Below are 18,966 nucleotides of genomic sequence, written 5' to 3'. Positions count from 1 at the left end.
GGGAGGAGACGAGCATGCAGACCATCCACGACCATTTCATCCAGACCGCCGAGGTGATGCAGGGCAAGACCCTGTTCGAACGCCCCGGCCACCCCGACATCAGCTTTGCCCGGATGCGCGGCATGGTCGAGGCGCTGGCGGGCGCGCTGACCGCGGCGGGCGTGGCGCCCGGCGACCGCGTGGCCGTCCAGGTCGAGAAGTCGCCCGAGGCCATCGCGCTGTATCTGGCGACGCTGCAGGTGGGCGGGATCTTCCTGCCGCTGAACACCGCCTATACCGGGGCCGAGATCGACTATTTCATCGGCGACGCGGCGCCCCGTCTGTTCGTCTGCGACCCCGCGCAGCAGGCGTCGCACGCGCATCGGGCCGGGGACGCGCTGACGGTGCTGACGCTTGGCGCGGACGGGCAGGGGACGCTGGCCGAGCGTGCCGCCGCGGCCACGCCGCGCGAGGACGCGCATCCCTGCGGCCCGGACGATCGGGCTGCGATCCTCTACACCTCGGGGACTACGGGGCGGTCCAAGGGGGCGGTGCTGACGCATGGGAACCTGGCGTCCAACACCGAGGCGCTGCTGGAGCATTGGCGGTTCGACGCGAACGACCGGCTGATCCACGCGCTGCCGATCTTTCACACCCACGGGCTGTTCGTGGCCGCCAACATGGCGCTGGTCGCCGGTGCCACGATGATCTTTCTGACCAAGTTCGACGCCGAACAGGCGATCGACCTGATGGACCGCGCCACCGTGCTGATGGGGGTGCCGACCTTCTACACCCGCCTGCTGAAATCGCCGCGCCTGGACCGCGAGACGACGGCGAACATGCGGCTGTTCGTGTCCGGGTCCGCGCCGCTTTTGGCGGAGGATCACCGTGCCTTCACCGAACGGACCGGGCATCGCATCCTGGAGCGGTACGGCATGACCGAGACCTGCATGATCACCTCGAACCCCTATGATGGCGATCGCATCGCGGGGGCAGTGGGCATGGCGCTGCCCGGCATCACCGTGCGCATCACCGACCGAGAGACCGGCGCGCCGGTCGCGCCCGGAGAGATCGGCCTGATCGAGGTCAAGGGACCGAACGTCTTCGAGGGTTACTGGAACATGCCCGAGAAGACCGCGGCCGAATTCCGCCCCGACGGGTTCTTCATCACCGGCGATCTGGGCACGATCCAGGAGGACGGATACCTGCGCATCGTCGGTCGCGACAAGGACCTGGTGATCTCGGGCGGGTACAACGTCTATCCCAAGGAGGTCGAGGAGGCCATCGACGCGCTGCCGGGCGTCCTGGAAAGCGCCGTGATCGGCCTGCCCCATCCCGACCTGGGCGAGGCGGTGACCGCCATCGTCGTGCCGAAATCGGGCACGCTGGACGCGGACGAAATCCGCGCCGCGCTGTCGGATCTGGCGCGCTTCAAGCAACCCAGGCAGGTGATCGTCGTCGATGCCCTGCCGCGCAACGTCATGGGCAAGGTGCAGAAGGCCGAACTGCGCAAGGCCCATGCGGGACTGTATTCGCAGGCCATGGCCTGACATCCGGCCGCCCGGGCCCGCGTCGAGGAGGACGCGGCCCGGGGCACCGGCCATTCAACGGGAGGAAACCATGATAATCTATGGAGTCGCGGCCCTGGCCGCCTGTCATCTGGCAGGCGTGATCCTGGGCGATCTGCTGGGCGTCATCCTGGGCGTCCAGTCCAACGTGGGCGGCGTGGGCTTTGCCATGCTGCTGCTGATTGTGTCGACCGACTGGCTGCGCCGCACCGGGCGGCTGCCGCAGCTGTCCGAACAGGGCATCCTGTTCTGGTCGGCCATGTACATCCCCATCGTCGTGGCGATGGCGGCCCAGCAGAACGTCGTGGCGGCCCTGGCGGGCGGTCCCATCGCGATCATCGCGGGCGTCGGCGCGACCATCGCCTGCGTGGCGCTGGTGCCCGTGGTGGCGCGGATCGGCGGGCAGGATGCGCCCCTGCCGCCCCTGATGGCGCAGGAGGTGTGACGCGATGGAGATGATCACCGAAATCCTGTCCAAGAATGGGCTGGTCTTTGCCTTCGTCGTCGTGGGCGTCGTGATGTGGGTGTCCTATCAGCTGTCCGACCGGCTGTCGGCGGGGCGGCTGCACGGTTCGGCCGTGGCCATCATCATCGGCCTGGTGCTGGCCTGGCTGGGCGGGCTTGCCACCGGCGGGTCCAAGGGCCTGGCCGACGTGCCGCTGTTCGCGGGCATCGGGCTGATGGGCGGGGCCATGCTGCGCGACCTGGCCATCGTGTCGACCGCCTATGGCGTCGACATCCGCGAGATCCGCAAGGCCGGGGCCGCGGGCGTCGTGTCGCTGGCCCTGGGGATCTTCGTGTCCTTTGCGGTGGGGGCGCTGGTCGCGGCGGCCTTCGGCTATACCGATGCGGTCAGCATGGCCACGATCGGCGGCGGGGCCGCGACCTATATCGTGGGTCCGGTGACCGGCACCGCCCTGGGCGCCAGTTCCGAGGTCATCGCCCTGTCCGTCGCCGCGGGTCTGCTGAAGGCGGTCCTGGTGATGATCGGCACGCCCTTCGTCGCGCCGCTGATCGGGCTGAACAACCCGAAATCGGCGATGGCCTATGGCGGGCTGATGGGCACGACCAGCGGCGTCGCGGGCGGCCTGGCCGCCACCGACAAGCGCCTGGTGCCTTACGGCGCGATGACGGCCACGTTCTATACGGGGCTGGGCTGCCTGATGGGGCCGTCGGTCATCTATCTGATGCTGCTGGCCGTCACCGGCGGCTGAGGCGGCGCGGCGTCACCCGCGCGTGACGCCGTTCTCCAACCGGGCAAAGGCCGTCATCACGACGCGTTCCGACCGGTCCAGATAATCCGCCAGCCGCGTGGCGGCGGCCTCCATGTCGCCCTGCTGGACCAGCTCCAGGATCGCGCCGTTCTCTTGCAGGAACGGCGCGTGCAGCTGTTCGGGACTGTCCAGCAGCCCGAAGGCCAGCCGCAGCTCCGCCATCGCCTGCGCGAAGAAGGCCGTCAGCCGCGGGCTGTCGGTCAGCGCCACGATGGCCGCGTGAAACGCCATGTTCGCGCTGCCCACCCCGCGCCAGTCGCCGGCCTCGCGGGCGATGCGGGCCTGGGCCACGCATTCGGCCATGCGCAGCACCGCCGCGTGGCGGGGCCAGGCCTGGGCCAGGGCCGGCACCTCGATCAGGCGGCGGACGCGATAGATGTCCAGCACCCCCGCCATCGTCGGCACCGCGACCGAGACGCCGCGATTGGGCGCATGGGTCAGCAGGCCCTCGCGCGTCAGCAGACGGAACACCTCGCGCAGCGTGTTGCGCGACACGGACAGATCGCCCGCCAGCCGTGTCTCCGACAGCCGCTGTCCGGGGCGCAGGTGCCCCGCGATCACCTGCGCGCGCAGCCGGGCCGCGGTGTCTTCGGCCAGGCCGGACGGGCTCTGTCCGGCCGCGATGGGGTCTGCGGGATTCGTGTCGGTCATGGGTCGTCCTGTGATGTCGGGTCGATCATGGCGGGACGGCAGGGACAGGGCAAGCGGCCGGTTGCCCTGATTTGAGGCAGATTGCCGCGCAGGTCATCCGGGATTGTTCAACAAAAGACACACAACTGTCAGATAATCATTGACGGATCACGGAATCGTGGCAGGCTGGGGGCAATCAACAACAGTCCGACACGGGGAAACATCCATGACCACCGACCGCAGCGTTGCGGCCGCCAGCCTTCGCGGAGGCCTTCTGGCGGCGATCTTCCTGATGGCGACATCGGCCATCGGGCCGGGCTTCATCACCCAGACCGCGACCTTCACCGCCCGGATGGGATCGGCCTTCGCCTTCGCGATCCTGGCCTCGATCCTGATCGATTTCGTGGTCCAGCTGAACATCTGGCGCATCACCGCCCTGACCGGCAAGCGCGCGTCAGAGACCGCGAACGCGGCCATTCCGGGCGCGGGCTATCTGCTGACGGCGCTGGTGGTGATCGGCGGTCTGGCCTTCAACGTGGGCAACATCGCGGGCGGCGGGCTGGGCCTGAACGCCATGCTGGGCCTGGACCCCAAGATCGGCGGCGCGATCACCGCGGTGCTGGCCATCGCGATCTTCCTGTCGCGGCAGGCGGGGATCCTGCTGGACCGGGCGATCATCGGGCTGGGCATCGTGATGATCCTGCTGGTGCTGTTCGTGGCCGTGCAGTCGAACCCGCCCGTGGGCGAGGCGCTGCGCCAGACGATCTGGCCCGACACGATCGATTTCGCCACCATCACCACCATCGTCGGCGGCACGGTCGGCGGATACATCACCTATTCCGGCGCGCACCGCCTGCTGGACAAGGGCCTGACCGGCCCGCACAATCTGACCGCCGTCACCCGCGCGGCGCTGACCGGGATCGCGGTCACGGGCGTCATGCGCTTCGTGCTGTTCCTGGCGATCCTGGGAGTCGTCGCGTCGGGCGTGACGCTGGACCTGTCGTCGCAGGCGGCGAACCCCGCGGCGCAGGCCTTCCAGGCGGCGGCGGGCGATTGGGGGATGCGCGTCTTCGGCGTGGTCCTGTGGGCGGCGGCGCTGACCTCGGTCATCGGGGCGGCCTACACCTCAGTCAGCTTCCTGGACGTGGTGGGCGTGCGCAGCGATGCGGCGCGGTCCAAGGCGACGGTGGGGTTCATCGCGTTCTCGCTGGCGGTGTATCTGGCGCTTGGCACGGCGCCGGCGGCGATCCTGGTCTTCGTGGGCGGCTTCAACGGGTTGATCCTGCCCATCGGCCTGACGATCTTCACCTATATCGGCTATGCGCGGTCCGACCTGATGGGTGGGCACCGCTACAACCGGGTGCTGCTGGCACTTGGGGCCATCGTCTGCGCGCTGACCTGGTACATGGGCGCGCGGTCGGTCACCACCATCTTTGCCTTCCTGGGCGTGTAAGGAGGATCCATGCCAATCGACCTGAACAGCGACCTGGGCGAGGGCTATGGCCCCTGGACCATGGGGGACGACGCCGCGATGCTGGACATCGTCAGCTCCGCCAACATCGCCTGCGGCTTTCACGCGGGCGACCCGGCGGGCCTGTTGTCGGTGCTGCGTCAGGCGGCGGCGCGGGGCGTCGCGGTGGGGGCCCATGTCAGCTATCCCGACCGCGTGGGCTTCGGGCGGCGCACCATGGATGTGGCGCCCGACGACCTGACCGCCGACGTGATCTATCAGATCGGCGCGTTGCAGGGGCTGGCGCGGGCGGCGGGCACGCGGGTCACCTATGTGAAACCGCATGGCGCACTGTACAACACCATCGCGGAGGATGCGCGCCAGGCCGATGCGGTCATTGCGGGCGTCAAGGCCGTGGACCCGTCGCTGGTGCTGATGGGTCTGGCCGGCGCGCCCGTGCTGAAGCGTGCGCGGGCCGCGGGCCTGTCGGTCGTGGCCGAGGCCTTCGCCGACCGCGCCTATACCGCCGGGGGTGCGCTGGTCTCGCGCCGGCAGAAGGGCGCGGTCCTGCACGACCCCGACCTGATCGCCGCGCGAATGCTGCGCCTGGCGACGGAGCGAGTGCTGGAGGCCGAGGATGGCAGCATCCTGCGCCTTGAGGCCGACAGCATCTGCGTGCATGGCGACAGCCCCGGCGCGGTGGCCATCGCGGCCCGGGTCCGCGACGCGCTGGTCGCGGGCGGGGTCAGCGTCGCGCCCTTCGCCGGGGGTGGGGCATGACCCCGCACCAGGCGCGGCTGGCCGCGCGGCAGGGGCCTGTGCGCCCGACCTCGGGTCAGGCGCCGGGCTTTACCCAATGCAACATGATCTCGCTGCCCCGCGATTGGGCCTGGGATTTCCTGCTGTTTGCGCAGCGCAATCCCAAGCCCTGCCCGGTGCTGGACGTGACCGATCCGGGCAGCCATCGCACGGTCATGGCGCCCGAGGCCGACCTGCGCACCGACATCCCCCTCTATCGCATCTGGCGCGACGGCGTGCTGGCCGAGGAGGTCACCGACGCCACCGCCCATTGGGCGGAGCATCCCGATCTGGTGACCTTCCTGATCGGCTGTTCCTTCACTTTTGAAGGGGCGCTGATGGCAGCGGGCATTCCGGTGGCGCATGTCGACCGGGGCTGCAACGTGCCGATGTTCCTGACCGACCATGAGTGTCGCCCGGCGGGGCGGATGTCGGGGCGGCTGGTTGTCTCCATGCGCCCGATCCCCGCCGACCGCGTGGCCGAGGCCGCGATGATCTCTGGCCGCACCCCCGCCGTCCATGGCGCCCCGGTCCATGTGGGCGCGCCCGAGGCCCTGGGCATCGCGGACCTGCAGCGGCCCGATTTCGGCGATCCGGTGCCGGTCGGCCCGGGTCAGGTGCCGGTCTTCTGGGCCTGCGGGGTGACGCCGCAGGCGGCGGTCATGGCCTCGCGCCCGCCCTTTGCCATCACCCATGCGCCGGGGCACATGTTCGTCACCGACGTGCCCGAAACGCGGTGGCAGGCATGACCCGCGTCCTGCCCATCGGGCCCCGCGCCTTTCTGGTCGAGCTGGCCGATCTGGACGCGACGCTGGCGCTGTTCGACGCGCTGGCGGCCGATCCCGTCGCGGGCGTCTCCGAGATCGTGCCCGCCGCCCGCACGTTGATGGTCACCACCGATCCCGGCGTGCCGGCAGATGCCGCGCTGGCCCGCGCCGTGCTGGCCCGCCAGCCCGCCCCCGGCACCGCGCCTGCGCCCCGCAGGGCGGAGACGGTCGAGATTCCCGTGACCTATGACGGCGAGGACCTGGCCGAGGTCGCGACCCTGATGGGACTGACCACGGACGCGGTCATCGCCGCCCATCAGGCCGCGACCTGGCAGGTGGCCTTCTGCGGTTTCGCGCCCGGCTTCGCCTACATGACCTGCGCCGATGCGCGCTTTGACCTGCCCCGCCGCCCCGCGCCGCGCACCAGGATCCCGGCGGGGTCGGTCGCGCTGGCGGGGCGGTTCTGCGGCATCTATCCGCAGGCCAGCCCCGGCGGCTGGCAGCTGATCGGCCGGACCGAGGTGCCGATGTTTGACCTGACCCGCGACGTGCCCGCGCTGCTGCGCCCGGGGGTCCGGGCGCGCTTCGTGACCGGGTCCGCGCGGGTGCATGCGGTCGCGCTCCCGGAGCCCGCGCCTGTGACTGGACTGCGCGTGGTCCAGACCGCCTTCCCGATCCTGGTGCAGGATGCCGGGCGCATGGGGCAGGCGGGGCAGGGGGTCAGTGCCTCCGGCGCGCTGGACCTCGGCGCGCTGCGCCGTGCGAACCGCGCGGTGGGCAACCCCGCGGGGGAAGCCGCGCTGGAGATCACGCTTGGCCCCGTCCGCCTGCGGGCGGAGGTGGCGATGACGCTGGCCCTGACGGGTGCTGCGACGGCCCGCGTGGGCGCGCAGGCGCAGCCCGCGGCCTTCGCGCTGGATGCGGGGGACGAGGTGACCATCGACCCGCCCGCCCGCGGCATGCGCAGCTATCTGGCGATCCGGGGCGGGTTCGACGTGGCCCCGGTGCTGAACTCCTGCGCCACGGATACGCTGGCGCAGATCGGTCCCGCGCCGCTGATGGCGGGCGATGCGCTGGCCCCCGCGGGCCGCGCGGCGGGGGCGGTTACCGATCCCGGTCCCGGTCCGGACCTGCCGCAGGCGGGGGCGGTCGTGACCCTGCCCGTGACGTTGGGCCCGCGCACCGACTGGTTCGATGACGCGACCGTCCAGCGGTTCCTGGCGCAGGAGTGGTCTGTCACGCCGCAATCCTCGCGCGTGGGCATCCGCCTGTCGGGCGAGGCGCTGACCCGCGAGGACGCGCGCGAACTGCCAAGCGAGGGCACCGCGACCGGCGCCATCCAGGTACCCCATTCCGGTCAGCCCGTGCTGTTTCTGGCCGACCACCCGCTGACCGGCGGCTATCCGGTCATCGCGACGCTGCACCCTGCGGCGCTGGACCTGGCGGGACAGCTGCCGCCCGGCACGCGCATCCGCTTTGCCGCCGACGCCCCTTTTGCCGATATCGACCCGGAGGCCTCCGATGTTTCGTGACACCCCCCTGACCCCGATCCGCCGCATCCTGATCGCCAATCGCGGAGAGATCGCCCTGCGCGTCATCCGCGCCTGCGCCGACGAGGGCATCGAATCGGTGGCGATCTATGCCGATCCCGACCGCGATGCGCCCTTCGTGCGCGCCGCCGATCAGGCCTGGGCGCTGGAGGGGCATCGCCCCGCCGACACCTATCTGGACGCGGCCAAGGTGCTGGCCATCGCCGCCAAGGCCCGGGTCGACGCGATCCATCCGGGCTATGGCTTTCTGTCGGAGAACGCCGATTTCGCCCGCGCGGTGCAGGATGCCGGGATCATCTGGATCGGCCCCGATCCGGACGTGATCGACGCGCTTGGCGACAAGATCCGCGCACGCGACATCGCGCAGGCCGTCGGCGCCCCGCTGGTCGCGGGCAGCCCCGGTCCCATCGCCAGCGGGGCCGAGGCGCTGGCCTTTGCCCGCGAACACGGCCTCCCGCTGGCGATCAAGGCGGCCTTCGGCGGCGGCGGACGCGGCATGCGCGTGGCCCGCGACCTGGACGAGGTCGAGGAGCTGTTCGACGCCGCCACCCGCGAGGCGGTCACCGCCTTCGGCCGCGGCGAATGCTATGTCGAGCAGTTCATGGACCGCCCCCGCCATATCGAGGCGCAGGTGCTGGCCGACCGGCACGGCACGGTCAAGGTGCTGGGGACCCGCGACTGTTCGCTGCAACGCCGCAACCAGAAGCTGGTCGAGGAGGCGCCCGCCCCTTTCCTGACCGACGATCAGCGCGCCCGCATCCATGACAGCGCCCGCGCGATCTGCGCCCATGCGGGATACAGCGGCGCAGGCACGGTCGAGTTCCTGCTGTCGGCCAATGGCACGATCAGCTTCCTTGAGGTGAACACCCGCCTGCAGGTCGAACACCCCGTGACCGAGGAGACGACCGGTATCGACATCGTCCGCGCGATGATCCGCGTGGCGCAAGGCGCGCGCCTGATCGACGACGGCGTGCCCGAGCCCATCGGCCACGCGATCGAGTTCCGCATCAATGCCGAGGACCCGGGCCGGGGCTTTCTGCCCACGCCGGGGCCGATCACGCTGTGGTCCGCGCCCGGCGGCATCGGCATCCGGCTGGACAGCGGCGTCGAACAGGGCGGCCAGGTCGCGGGCCAGTTCGATTCGATGATGGCCAAGCTGATTGTGACCGGCCCCGACCGCGCGACCGCCATCGCCCGCGCCCGCCGCGCGCTGCGCGAGTTCCGCATCGAGGGCGTGGCGTCCGTCCTGCCCTTCCACCGCGCCGTGCTGGAGGCGCCCGAGTTCACGGATGATTTCGCGGTCCACACGCGCTGGATCGAGACGGATTTCGCCGACCGCCTGGCCGCCGCGGTCCAGCCCGCCGACCGTGTGACCCCCGTCCCTGACCAGCCCATGCTGCGCCTGTCGATCGAGATCGACGGCAGGCGTCATGACCTGGCGCTGCCCCAGGGGGTGCTGGCCGCAGCCGCCCCTGCGGCGCCGCAGGAGGCCGTGGCCGATCCCGGCTGCATCGGCGCGCCGGTCGCGGGCACGCTGTCCTTGTGGCAGGCGGCCGACGGGGCGCAGGTCCAGGCCGGAGAGGTGATCGCGGTGATCGAGGCCATGAAGATGGAGACCAGCATCGAGGCCCCGCATGCCGGTCGCCTGACCCGCCTTGCGGCGGAGGGCGCGACCCTGGCGCATGGGGCGCCGCTGGCCCGGATCGACCCCGACGAGGGATGACCCCATAGGGCTATTCCCGGGGTGGGTATCTGTGATATTCTGCACGTTGTGAATGTCACCCTTGTCCGAGGTCCCGATGAAAGAGCCGACCGCCCATGCCCGGCCGGGCCCCCTGGCCGTTCAGGCACGGGCCGAATTCACGTTGGACATGCTGCGCAACCTTGTCGTGGTCTTCGAGGCCGCCGCCGAGGATCGCAGCGTGCTGGTCGAGATGGGGGACCGCGGGGTCTGGGCCGTCACCCATGACGGGCACCGCCTGTTCATTGGTCAGACGGCCGCGCCACCGCCGCGGGATGCCTGATCCGATTGCTTTTTGTCAGAATGCGGGAACGCCTTTGCATCCCGGTCATTGACCCCCGCAGCCACTGTCGGAGGGACCGGGACGATGCAACACCTTTGGGGACCGGTGCGGGATGACGACGGCCTGACCTTCCGCCTGTGGGCGCCGCGCGCGCAACAGGTCGACCTGCTGGTCGACGGGCATGCGCAGCCCATGCACAAGGGCGATCTGGACATCTGGCAGGCCCGCAGCCATGCCACCCCCGGCGCCCGCTATCTGTTCCGCGTGGACGGCACCGACATGCCCGACCCGGCCAGCCGCTTGCAGGCGGGGGGCGTGAACGATGCATCCGTGGTGACCGACCCGCCGATGCCGCAGGAATGGGCAGGACGCCCCTGGTCCGAGGCGGTCATCTATCAGCTGCATGTCGGCTGCTTCACCCCCGAGGGCACGTTCTCTGCCGCCGTCGACCGGCTGCCGGGGCTGGCGGCGCTTGGCTTCACCGCGATCCAGCTGCTGCCCGTGGGCCAGTTTCCCGGCAACCGGGGCTGGGGCTATGACGGCGTGCTGCCCTATGCCCCGCATCCGGCCTATGGCAGTCCGGGCGATCTGCGCCGGCTGATCCGCGCCGCGCATGATTGCGGGATGATGGTGATCCTGGACCTGGTGATGAACCATTTCGGCCCGGACGGCGCGTGGATCCACCACGCGGCGCCGGACTTCTTCGACCCCGACCGGCATACGCCCTGGGGCGCGGCGATCGATTTCTCGCGTCCGCAGGTCTGCGATTTCTGGATCGGCTGCGCGATGCACTGGTTGCGGGATTATGGCTTCGACGGGTTCCGGCTGGATGCGGTGCACCAGATCACCGGGCCGGGTTCGGCCCAGTTCATGAAGGACCTGGCCGCCGAAATCGCCACCCTAACCCCCCGCCGCCACCTGATCACCGAGGACGAGCGCAACATTCCCGACCTGCGCGAAGTGGGCTATGACGCCAGCTGGAACGATGATTTCCATCACGCGGTCCATGTCGCGCTGACCGGTGAATCGGACAGCTATTACGCCAGCTTTGCAGTCGACCCGATCGCCGACCTGACCCTGGCCCTGTCGCGCGGCCATATCGAGGAGGGCCAGCCGCGCGAAGGCCTGGACCATCCGCGCGGCGCGCCCTGCGGTCACCTGCCGCCGACGGCCTTCGTGAACGCGATCCAGACGCATGACCAGATCGGCAACCGCGCCTTGGGAGAGCGCCTGCTGACCCTTGCCAAGCCCGAGGCCGTCCGCGTCGCCTATGCGCTGCTGCTGGTCGCGCCCTATGTGCCGATGGTCTTCATGGGAGAGGAGCGCGGAGAGACCGCGCCGTTCCAGTTCTTTGCCGATTATTCAGGCGAGTTGGGAGAGGCCGTTCGCAAGGGCCGCGCTTCCGAGTTTCCGGGCATCGCCAGCCTGGGCGACGGCGTGCCGGACCCGATCGACCCCGCGACCATGGAGCGGTCGCGCCTTGGCTGGCGCGACGATGCCGACGCCCGCGACTGGATGGACCTGACCCGCCGGGCGCTGGCGTTCCGCGCGGCCCATGTCGTGCCGCTGCTGAACAGCGGCAAGCCCGAGGCCAGCGTCACCCGCGAGGGGCCGGGCCTGATCCGCGCCCTGTGGCAGTTCCCCGGCGGCGGCCTTGCGCTGTCGCTGGCCCTGGGCCAGCCTGACCCGACACCATTGCCCGATGCCGACCTGTCCGTGGGACAGCCCGGCGATCTCTTTTCCCTGACCGTGAAAGCCTTGTCATGATTCCCCGCATTCCGACTGCCACCTGCCGCATCCAGCTGCGCGAGGGGGTGGATTTCGCGGCCCTGACCGCACGCCTGGACCAGATCGCCGATCTGGGCGTGTCTCACCTGTACCTGTCGCCGATCTTCGCCGCGACCGAGGGGTCGACCCACGGCTATGACATCACCGATCCGACCCGGATCGACGACAGCCTGGGCGGGGCAGAGGGATTCGCCGCGCTGGCCGAACAGGCCAAGGCGCGCGACCTGGGGATCATCCTGGACATCGTGCCGAACCACACCGCGTTTTCCGTGCAGAACCCGTGGCTGGCGGACGTGCTGACGCATGGCCGGTCCAGCCCGCGCGCCCGGCATTTCGACATCGACTGGCAGGCAGGGCCGCTGGTCCTGCCTTGGCTGCCCGCCCCGTTCGAGCAGATGCTGACCGAGGGCGCGTTCCGCGTCCGCGACGGCCAATGGATGTTCGGCGATCTGGCGCTGCCGCTGGCGCCCGGCACGAATGCCACCGACGATCTGCGGGCCCTGCACGAGGCGCAGCACTGGCGGCTGGTCCATCACGTGCTGGAGCGCGACGGCATCACGCATCGGCGGTTCTTCAACGTCACCGACCTGATCGGCATGCGGGTCGAAGACCCGTCGGTGTTCGAGGACACCCACGCGCTGATCCTGGAGCTGGTGCGCAGCGGTCAGGTTCAGGGACTGCGGGTGGACCATGTCGACGGGCTGGCTGATCCTGCGGACTATCTGGACAGGCTGGCCGAGGCGCTGCCCGACACGCCGATCTGGATCGAAAAGATCCTGACGGGCGACGAACCGCTGCCCGATGCCTGGGCGACCGAGGGCACGACCGGCTATGAAGCCGGGCGCCTGATCACCCGCATGCTGACCCCCGCCGCGGGGCTGGAGCGTCTGGACGATGCCTGGCACGACGCCATCGGCCCGACGCCGTCCTTTGCCGACACCCTGACGCAGGCCAAGCACGAGATCCTGGACAACGAGCTGGCTGCCGAGCGGATGCAGCTGTCGCGCATGGCGGCCCATGCGCTGGCGCCGGTCTCGGAGGTCGAACCCGGCCCCGAGGCCCTGCGCGAGGCGGTGACCGCGCTGCTGATTGCCACGCCGCGCTATCGCACCTATGTCACCGCAAGGGGCGCAGACGCCGATGATCGCGTGCTGATCGAGCAGGTGGCCGAAGAGGCCGCAAAGGGGTTGCGCAGCGATCTTGTGGTGCGACAGCTGGCCGAGGTCTGGGCCGAGCCGTCCACGCCCGCGCAGCAGGCCTTCGTCACGCGGCTGCAGCAGGTCTCGGGCGCGCTGCTGGCTAAGGCGCAGGAGGACACGGCCGGCTTCCGCTGGACCCGCTATCTGCCCGCGAACGAGGTCGGCGCTGAACCCGACGAGGCGACCATCACCGGGCCCGAGGCGACCGAGGCCATGGCCCGCCGCCGCGTGGGGGACATGGTTCTGACCTCGTCCCATGACAGCAAGCGGTCCGAGGATGCCCGTGCGCGCCTGATCGCCGCAAGCCACCTGCCGGAGGATCTGGCGGCGCTGGATCAGGCCGCGGCCCGGATGCCGCAGGCGAAGGGCGTGGACCCGCGCTGGCGGTGGTACATGGTGCAGACCGCCCTGGCCCTGCACGGGGCCGAGGATGCGGGCGAACGCGTCAACACCCATGTCGAGAAGGCCCTGCGCGAGGCCAAGCAGGAAAGCTATTGGACCAACCCCGATGAGGCGGTCGAGGGGCGCATCGCCGATCTGGGCCGCGCCCTGCTGGAACAGTGGGACCGCGATGCGCCCGCTGCCCTGACGCGGCTGCTGGAACGGGGACAGGCGCTGATCTTGGCGCAGCTGATGTTCAAGATGGTCATGCCGGGCTTTCCCGACGTCTATCAGGGCACGCAGGGCCTGTTCCTGGCACTGACCGACCCGGACAACCGCCGCCCTGTGCCGTGGGATGCATTGGCCGCGGGCGATCAGGGAAACGACATCGGCGCCGTCAAGGCCCGCTGGACCCACCGCCTGCTGGCGTTGCGGGCGCAGATGGCGGATCTGCTGCACAATGCCGACACGCGGGTCCAGATCGACGATGCGGGCATCGGCCTGATCCGCCGCGCGGGCAAGCGTCAGCTGATCGCCCGCCTGGATCTGCCCGGCGGGGCGGCACCGGCCGACGACGGTGCCGCAATTCTGGACTGGCATGGGCCCGACGGCTGCCGGGTGCATCTGAGAGAGGCATGATCCCCTTTCGCCCGATTGATATTTGACGCGCGTGGGAACAACCGGAGGGCATGGCGGTTCGACAGGTGACGCGCCACATGCCCTCCTCCATCGGGGCAGCATGGCGGGATGAAACCCTAGCCTGCAAGAGATGTCGCCATGTCAGAATACATGCCCGCCGTGCCGCGCCTGGCCACCCCCGTCACCCGTCCTGCGCCCGTCCCCGTCACCGGGGTCGCGACCCTTCTGCTGGCGGGAGGAAAGGGCACGCGCCTGCATGAACTGACCGCCCGCGACAGCAAGCCCGCCGTGCCCTTTGCGGGCGCGAACCGCATCATCGACTTTGCGATGGCGAATGCCGTGCGGTCCGGCCTGCCGCGGATGCTGGTCGCCACGCAATACGCGCCGCACAGCCTGCATCACCACCTGCCGACACGGTGGGGCCACCGTTTCCCCCAGGCCGGCTTGGCTCTGCGCGATGGTCAGGACCGGTTCATGGGCACCGCCGACGCCGCGCGCCAGACCTGGGACGCGCTGGAGGCGATGGGTGGCGATCAGGTCCTGATCCTGGCGGCCGACCATGTCTATGACATGAACTATGCCGATCTGCTGGCGGCGCATCGCGTGTCGGGGGCGGCGGTGACCGTGGCCGTCGACATGGTACCCCGGGCCGAGGCGCGCGGCTTTGGCGTCATGCAAGCCGATGCGCAGGGTCGCATCCTGTCGTTCCTGGAAAAGCCCGCCGACCCCCCCGGCATGATCGACCAGCCCGATCGGGCAATGGTGTCGATGGGCATCTATGTCTTCGACCGCCGCTGGTTGCAGGAGGCGCTGTTCGACCGTCCGGTCGAGGCGATGGATTTCGGCCATGACGTGATCCCCGATGCGGTGGCGCAGGGCGTGGCCGGCGTGTGGCGGATGCCCGCCGGGCCGTCGGGCCGCGGCTATTGGCGCGACGTGGGCACGCTGGACGCGTTGCGCCGCGCACAACTGGATTTCGTGTCGGCCGAGCCCGCGCGCCTGCCTTTCGCCAGCCCGGCATCCGACTGGTACCTGGGACGCGGCAGCATCGCCATGCCGGGCGCCGTGGTGCCCGAAAGCGCCCGCCTGACCTGCACGCTGGTCGCCCCCGGAACGCAGGTCCCCCCGGGACTGGTCACCGGAGAGAACGCGACCGAGGACGCCCGCTGGTTCACCCGCACCCCGGCGGGAACCGTCCTGATCACGCAAACGATGCTGGACCGCCGTGCCGCGCACGCGCATATCCGTCGTTCCGTCACCCCACCCCCTTCCAACCGCCGAGGACTTCATGCGTGATCTGACCACCCCTCCTATCTTTGATGCCACCCAGGCCCGTTCCGACATCCTGGGCGCCGAGTTCATGGGCGAGGGGACGAATTTCGCGCTGTATTCCGACCACGCGACCAAGGTCGAACTGTGCCTGTTCGACGACGAGGGCCAGGAGGAACTGTACCGCCTGCCCTTGCCGGACATGGAGGGGGGCATCTGGTTCGGATACCTGCCCGACATCATGCCGGGCCAGGTCTATGGCTATCGCGTGCACGGCCCCTACGAGCCCGAGAACGGCCACCGCTTCAACCCCAACAAGCTGCTCTTGGACCCCTATGCCCGCGAGCTGCGCGGCGAAATCATCTGGGACGATGCGCTGCATGGCTATACGATCGGCGAGGACGACCTGTCCTTTGACGAACGCGACAGCGCGCCCTTCATGCCCAAGGGTGTGGTCGTGGACAGCCGGTTTGACTGGGACACTGAACGCGCGCTGCGCACGCCCTGGGCGGACACGGTCATCTATGAGGCCCATGTCAAGGGCGTGACCAAGCGCCATCCCGACGTCCCCGAGGACCTGCAGGGCACGTTCCGCGGCCTGGCGACCGAGCCGGTGATCAGCCACCTGCAAAAGATTGGCGTCACCGCGATCGAGCTGCTGCCGATCCATGCCTTTGCCAACGACCGATATCTGGTCGAGAAGGACCTGTCGAACTACTGGGGCTATTCGACCCTGTCGTTCTTCGCGCCTCATACGCCTTATCTAAAGACGGGCCAGATCCGCGAGGTCAAGGAGGCGATCCGCAAGTTCCACAAGGCCGGGATCGAGGTCATCCTGGACGTGGTCTTCAACCACACCTGCGAAGGGTCCGAGCTGGGCCAGACGCTGTCCTTCCGCGGCATCGACAATGCCAGCTACTATCTGCTGTCCGAGGACAAGCGCCACAGCTTCGACACCACGGGCACGGGCAACACGCTGAACGTCGCGCATCCGATGGTGCTGCGCATGGTGATGGATTCGCTGCGCTACTGGGTGCAGGTGATGCATGTCGACGGGTTCCGTTTCGACCTGGCATCGACCTTGGGCCGCGAATCCGAAGGGTTCGAGCGTGACGGGTCGTTCTTCAACGCCATTCGCCAGGACCCGGTCCTGTCCGGTATCAAGCTGATCGCCGAACCCTGGGACATCGGCGAGGGCGGCTATCAGGTCGGCGGATACCGCTGGCCGTTCCGCGAATGGAACGACAAGTTCCGCGACGACACTCGCGCCTTCTGGCGCCGCGATTCCGGCCAGCTGGGCGTCATCGCTGAGCGTCTGGTCGGATCGCCGGTGCAGTTCAACCACAGCCATCGTCCGGCCACCAGTTCGGTGAACTTCGTCGCGGCGCATGACGGGTTCACCCTGTGGGACACGGTCAGCTATTCCGACAAGCACAATGACGCCAACGGCGAGGACGGGCGCGACGGGCACGACCACAACCTGTCCGACAACCTTGGCGCCGAGGGGCCGACGGACGATGCGGGCATCGACACCGCCCGCGTCCGCCGCGTGCGCGGCATGCTGGCCACCATCTTCCTGTCGCAGGGCGTGCCGATGATCCTGGCCGGGGACGAGATGGGCAATTCCCAGGACGGCAACAACAATGCCTATTGCCAGGACAATGAGATCAGCTGGCTGGACTGGGACGGCGCGCGCGCCGACATCCGCGATGCCGTGGCGGCGCTGACCGCGTTCCGCAAGGACAGCGGTCTGGCACAGACGCATTTCAGCGGACCCGAAGGCCAGCCCGTCGCCCGCTGGTTCCACCCGCGCGGCGATGCGATGACCGACGCGGACTGGTCGGATGGAGAGTTGCGGATCCTGGGCCTGATGCTGCAGCCCACTGACGCGCCCGAGATCCTGATCATCGTGAATGCGGGCGATGATGGCGAATTCGCCCTGCCCGAAGGCGACTGGACGCTGCGCATCGACACGGCGCGCGACGATGTCGCCTGCATGGATACCGTTTCGGGGGTCCTGCCCCTGGGATGGCAAAGCGTGGTGGCCCTGACCCGTGCGTGAGGGCCGCTCCGACCCGAAGTCTCATCAATGGAGGACATGATGACCGATCTGGACAAAGACGACCTGATCCGCGCCCGCGCCCATCAAATCTGGGAAAACGAGGGCTGCCCCGAGGGCCAGGAGGCCGACCACTGGGCCCGCGCCACCGCCGAGATCGAGGCCGGTGCAGGACAGCCTGACGCCGCGCAATCCGCAGCCGATGCGGGTGAGCGTGCCGAGGAGGAGGGCAACGTCCCCTCGGCCGTCGCCGGACCCGCGGCGCGTCGTCGCGCGGCCCGCTGATCGCCGCAGGCATGACGTGAAAATAGGGCCGCGGCGCTGAAACCTTCGGCGCCGCGGCCCGTATCTTTCTGCAGGGCCCGAACGGTTCGGGTCAGGCCGCGATGGCGGATCGGGGACGCATGACGCGGGCGACGGCCAGCATCGACATCACCGCGCCGGCCAGCGTGGACAGCAGAAGGATCATCAGCAGCGCCTGCACCGCCGTCACGTGCAGCAATGATACCGCCGCCACCGCCGCGATCAGGGGGATATGGATTCCGGCAAAGACGATCAGCATGATCTTGGTCCTGATGCTCATCCTGGCAATACCCTCCGGCTGTTTTGAATCAAATGATCGACAACTTGAAATTGTGGTCCAGTCTGGAACTATGCAGCACGACCATCAGAAATCAAGACTGTACGGTTCATGACGGATCACGACGACAACGTTCGGATGCTTGTGGCCATCGCGGCCGGGTCGCGGGCGGACTTTGCCGACTTCTATCGCACCAATTGCGACATGGTGTTCGCAATTCTGCTGCGGATGCTGCGCGACCGCACCGATGCCGAGGATTTGCTGCAGGAGGTGTTCGTCCGCGTCTGGACGCGGGCCGGCCGCTATGACCCCCGGCTGTCGAATCCGCGGACCTGGCTTGTGGCGATCACCCGCAACGCGGCCATCGACCGGCTGCGGTCGCGGCAGGTGCGCCCGGTCACCCAGCCCGTCGATCCGGGCCTGCCCGGTCCCGGCCCGGGCCCCGAGGCGCAGGCGATCGCCGCCGATCAGCGGACGCGGCTGGACGGTTGCCTGGATGAACTGGACGCAGACAAGGCGCAGGCCGTGCGCCGGGCCTATCTGGACGGCTGGAGCTATGAGGAGCTGGCCCGCGATGCGGACGTTCCCCTGAACACGATGAAGACCTGGCTGCGGCGGTCGCTGCAGCGTCTGCGCGCCTGCATGGATCAATTTACGGACCCCGAATGACCGACCCCTCGACCGACGACATCATGGCTGCGGAATACACCATCGGCCTGCTGGACCCGGAACAGCGGGCCCTGGCGGATCGGCGTCTGGCCCGCGACCCGGTCTGGGCGGGACTGGTCGCCGCCTGGCAGATGCGCCTGTCGCCGATGAACGGGCAGTTCGGATCGGTGCCGGCGCCCAATGTGCTGCCCCTGATCCAGCGGCGGCTGTTCGGTCCGCCGGTCCGCCGATCGCCCCTGTCCGGCGTGCCGGTCCCTGTGATCGTCGGTGTGGTGCTGGCCGCCAAGGCGCTGGTGCTGTGGATGCTGCTGGGGTGACAGGCCATCGCACGGACATGTGCAT

Annotated in this window: 18 protein-coding genes; 16 read left to right on the top strand and 2 right to left on the bottom strand. The window is 69.4% G+C overall.

Annotated features, from left to right (window positions below):
* The first annotated feature begins 14 nt into the window (after window positions 1-14).
* The 3 genes from SY26_RS06505 to madM all read left to right on the top strand — a co-directional run bounded on the left by SY26_RS06505 (window position 15) and on the right by madM (window position 2,761).
* Window positions 15-1,529 (top strand): malonyl-CoA synthase, encoded by a 1,515-nt coding sequence (locus SY26_RS06505; protein WP_045999852.1) that lies wholly within the window; start codon window positions 15-17, stop codon window positions 1,527-1,529.
* Between the two features lie 70 nt (window positions 1,530-1,599).
* Window positions 1,600-1,992 carry a malonate transporter subunit MadL gene (madL, locus tag SY26_RS06500; RefSeq protein WP_045982998.1) on the top strand — a complete coding sequence of 131 codons (393 nt, stop codon included), beginning with the start codon at window positions 1,600-1,602 and terminating at the stop codon, window positions 1,990-1,992.
* A gap of 4 nt (window positions 1,993-1,996) precedes the next feature.
* Window positions 1,997-2,761 (top strand): malonate transporter subunit MadM, encoded by a 765-nt coding sequence (gene madM / locus SY26_RS06495; RefSeq protein WP_045999851.1) that lies wholly within the window; start codon window positions 1,997-1,999, stop codon window positions 2,759-2,761.
* A gap of 12 nt (window positions 2,762-2,773) precedes the next feature.
* Here madM and SY26_RS06490 read toward each other — a convergent pair whose 3' ends face one another.
* Window positions 2,774-3,472 (bottom strand): GntR family transcriptional regulator, encoded by a 699-nt coding sequence (locus SY26_RS06490; protein ID WP_045999850.1) that lies wholly within the window; start codon window positions 3,470-3,472, stop codon window positions 2,774-2,776.
* A gap of 205 nt (window positions 3,473-3,677) precedes the next feature.
* On the opposite strand from SY26_RS06490, the gene SY26_RS06485 reads away from it, so the two are divergent.
* The 11 genes from SY26_RS06485 (at window position 3,678) to SY26_RS06435 (ending at window position 17,660) form a co-directional block, all read left to right on the top strand.
* Complete coding sequence (locus SY26_RS06485) at window positions 3,678-4,904, top strand: NRAMP family divalent metal transporter (protein WP_045999849.1); 1,227 nt, start codon at window positions 3,678-3,680, stop codon at window positions 4,902-4,904.
* 9 nt (window positions 4,905-4,913) lie between these two features.
* Window positions 4,914-5,681 (top strand): LamB/YcsF family protein, encoded by a 768-nt coding sequence (locus SY26_RS06480; RefSeq protein ID WP_045999848.1) that lies wholly within the window; start codon window positions 4,914-4,916, stop codon window positions 5,679-5,681.
* Window positions 5,678-6,448, top strand: coding sequence for a putative hydro-lyase (locus SY26_RS06475; protein ID WP_045999847.1), 771 nt, complete (start codon window positions 5,678-5,680; stop codon window positions 6,446-6,448). The genes SY26_RS06480 and SY26_RS06475 overlap by 4 nt, the downstream gene beginning before the upstream one ends.
* On the top strand, window positions 6,445-7,998 hold the full coding sequence (locus SY26_RS06470; protein WP_045999846.1) for an urea amidolyase family protein: 1,554 nt from the start codon (window positions 6,445-6,447) through the stop codon (window positions 7,996-7,998). The genes SY26_RS06475 and SY26_RS06470 overlap by 4 nt, the downstream gene beginning before the upstream one ends.
* A complete protein-coding gene (locus tag SY26_RS06465) occupies window positions 7,988-9,739 on the top strand; it encodes a biotin carboxylase N-terminal domain-containing protein (RefSeq protein WP_232303288.1) in 1,752 nt (583 codons plus the stop codon). The genes SY26_RS06470 and SY26_RS06465 overlap by 11 nt, the downstream gene beginning before the upstream one ends.
* A gap of 76 nt (window positions 9,740-9,815) precedes the next feature.
* Complete coding sequence (locus tag SY26_RS06460; protein ID WP_139598111.1) at window positions 9,816-10,040, top strand: hypothetical protein; 225 nt, start codon at window positions 9,816-9,818, stop codon at window positions 10,038-10,040.
* Between the two features lie 84 nt (window positions 10,041-10,124).
* The gene (gene treZ / locus SY26_RS06455; protein WP_045999844.1) at window positions 10,125-11,807 is read left to right on the top strand and encodes a malto-oligosyltrehalose trehalohydrolase; all 1,683 of its coding nucleotides are present in this window, start codon (window positions 10,125-10,127) and stop codon (window positions 11,805-11,807) included.
* On the top strand, window positions 11,804-14,047 hold the full coding sequence (gene treY, locus SY26_RS06450; protein WP_045999843.1) for a malto-oligosyltrehalose synthase: 2,244 nt from the start codon (window positions 11,804-11,806) through the stop codon (window positions 14,045-14,047). The genes treZ and treY overlap by 4 nt, the downstream gene beginning before the upstream one ends.
* 138 nt (window positions 14,048-14,185) lie before the next feature.
* Window positions 14,186-15,343: a sugar phosphate nucleotidyltransferase gene (locus SY26_RS06445; RefSeq protein WP_052715166.1), complete on the top strand. Its 1,158-nt coding sequence runs from the start codon at window positions 14,186-14,188 to the stop codon at window positions 15,341-15,343.
* Entirely contained in the window at window positions 15,336-17,378 is a 2,043-nt protein-coding gene (gene glgX / locus SY26_RS06440) for a glycogen debranching protein GlgX (protein WP_045999842.1), read from the top strand. Before SY26_RS06445 ends, glgX begins: the two co-directional genes overlap by 8 nt.
* A 36-nt stretch (window positions 17,379-17,414) precedes the next feature.
* Window positions 17,415-17,660 (top strand): DUF2934 domain-containing protein, encoded by a 246-nt coding sequence (locus SY26_RS06435; RefSeq protein ID WP_052715213.1) that lies wholly within the window; start codon window positions 17,415-17,417, stop codon window positions 17,658-17,660.
* A gap of 91 nt (window positions 17,661-17,751) precedes the next feature.
* Here the strand turns inward: SY26_RS06435 and SY26_RS06430 are convergent, their stop codons facing one another.
* Window positions 17,752-17,958, bottom strand: coding sequence for a hypothetical protein (locus SY26_RS06430; protein WP_045999841.1), 207 nt, complete (start codon window positions 17,956-17,958; stop codon window positions 17,752-17,754).
* Between the two features lie 108 nt (window positions 17,959-18,066).
* Between SY26_RS06430 and SY26_RS06425 the strand changes: the two genes are divergently transcribed.
* Entirely contained in the window at window positions 18,067-18,624 is a 558-nt protein-coding gene (locus SY26_RS06425) for a sigma-70 family RNA polymerase sigma factor (protein WP_045983686.1), read from the top strand.
* A complete protein-coding gene (locus SY26_RS06420; RefSeq protein ID WP_045999840.1) occupies window positions 18,621-18,941 on the top strand; it encodes a hypothetical protein in 321 nt (106 codons plus the stop codon). The genes SY26_RS06425 and SY26_RS06420 overlap by 4 nt, the downstream gene beginning before the upstream one ends.
* Window positions 18,942-18,966 lie beyond the last annotated feature (25 nt).

Origin of the sequence: Paracoccus sp. 228 (assembly GCF_000967825.1) — a bacterium.
Taxonomy (GTDB): Bacteria; Pseudomonadota; Alphaproteobacteria; order Rhodobacterales; family Rhodobacteraceae; genus Paracoccus; species Paracoccus marcusii.
This window is presented reverse-complemented; position numbering and strand designations above follow the sequence as displayed.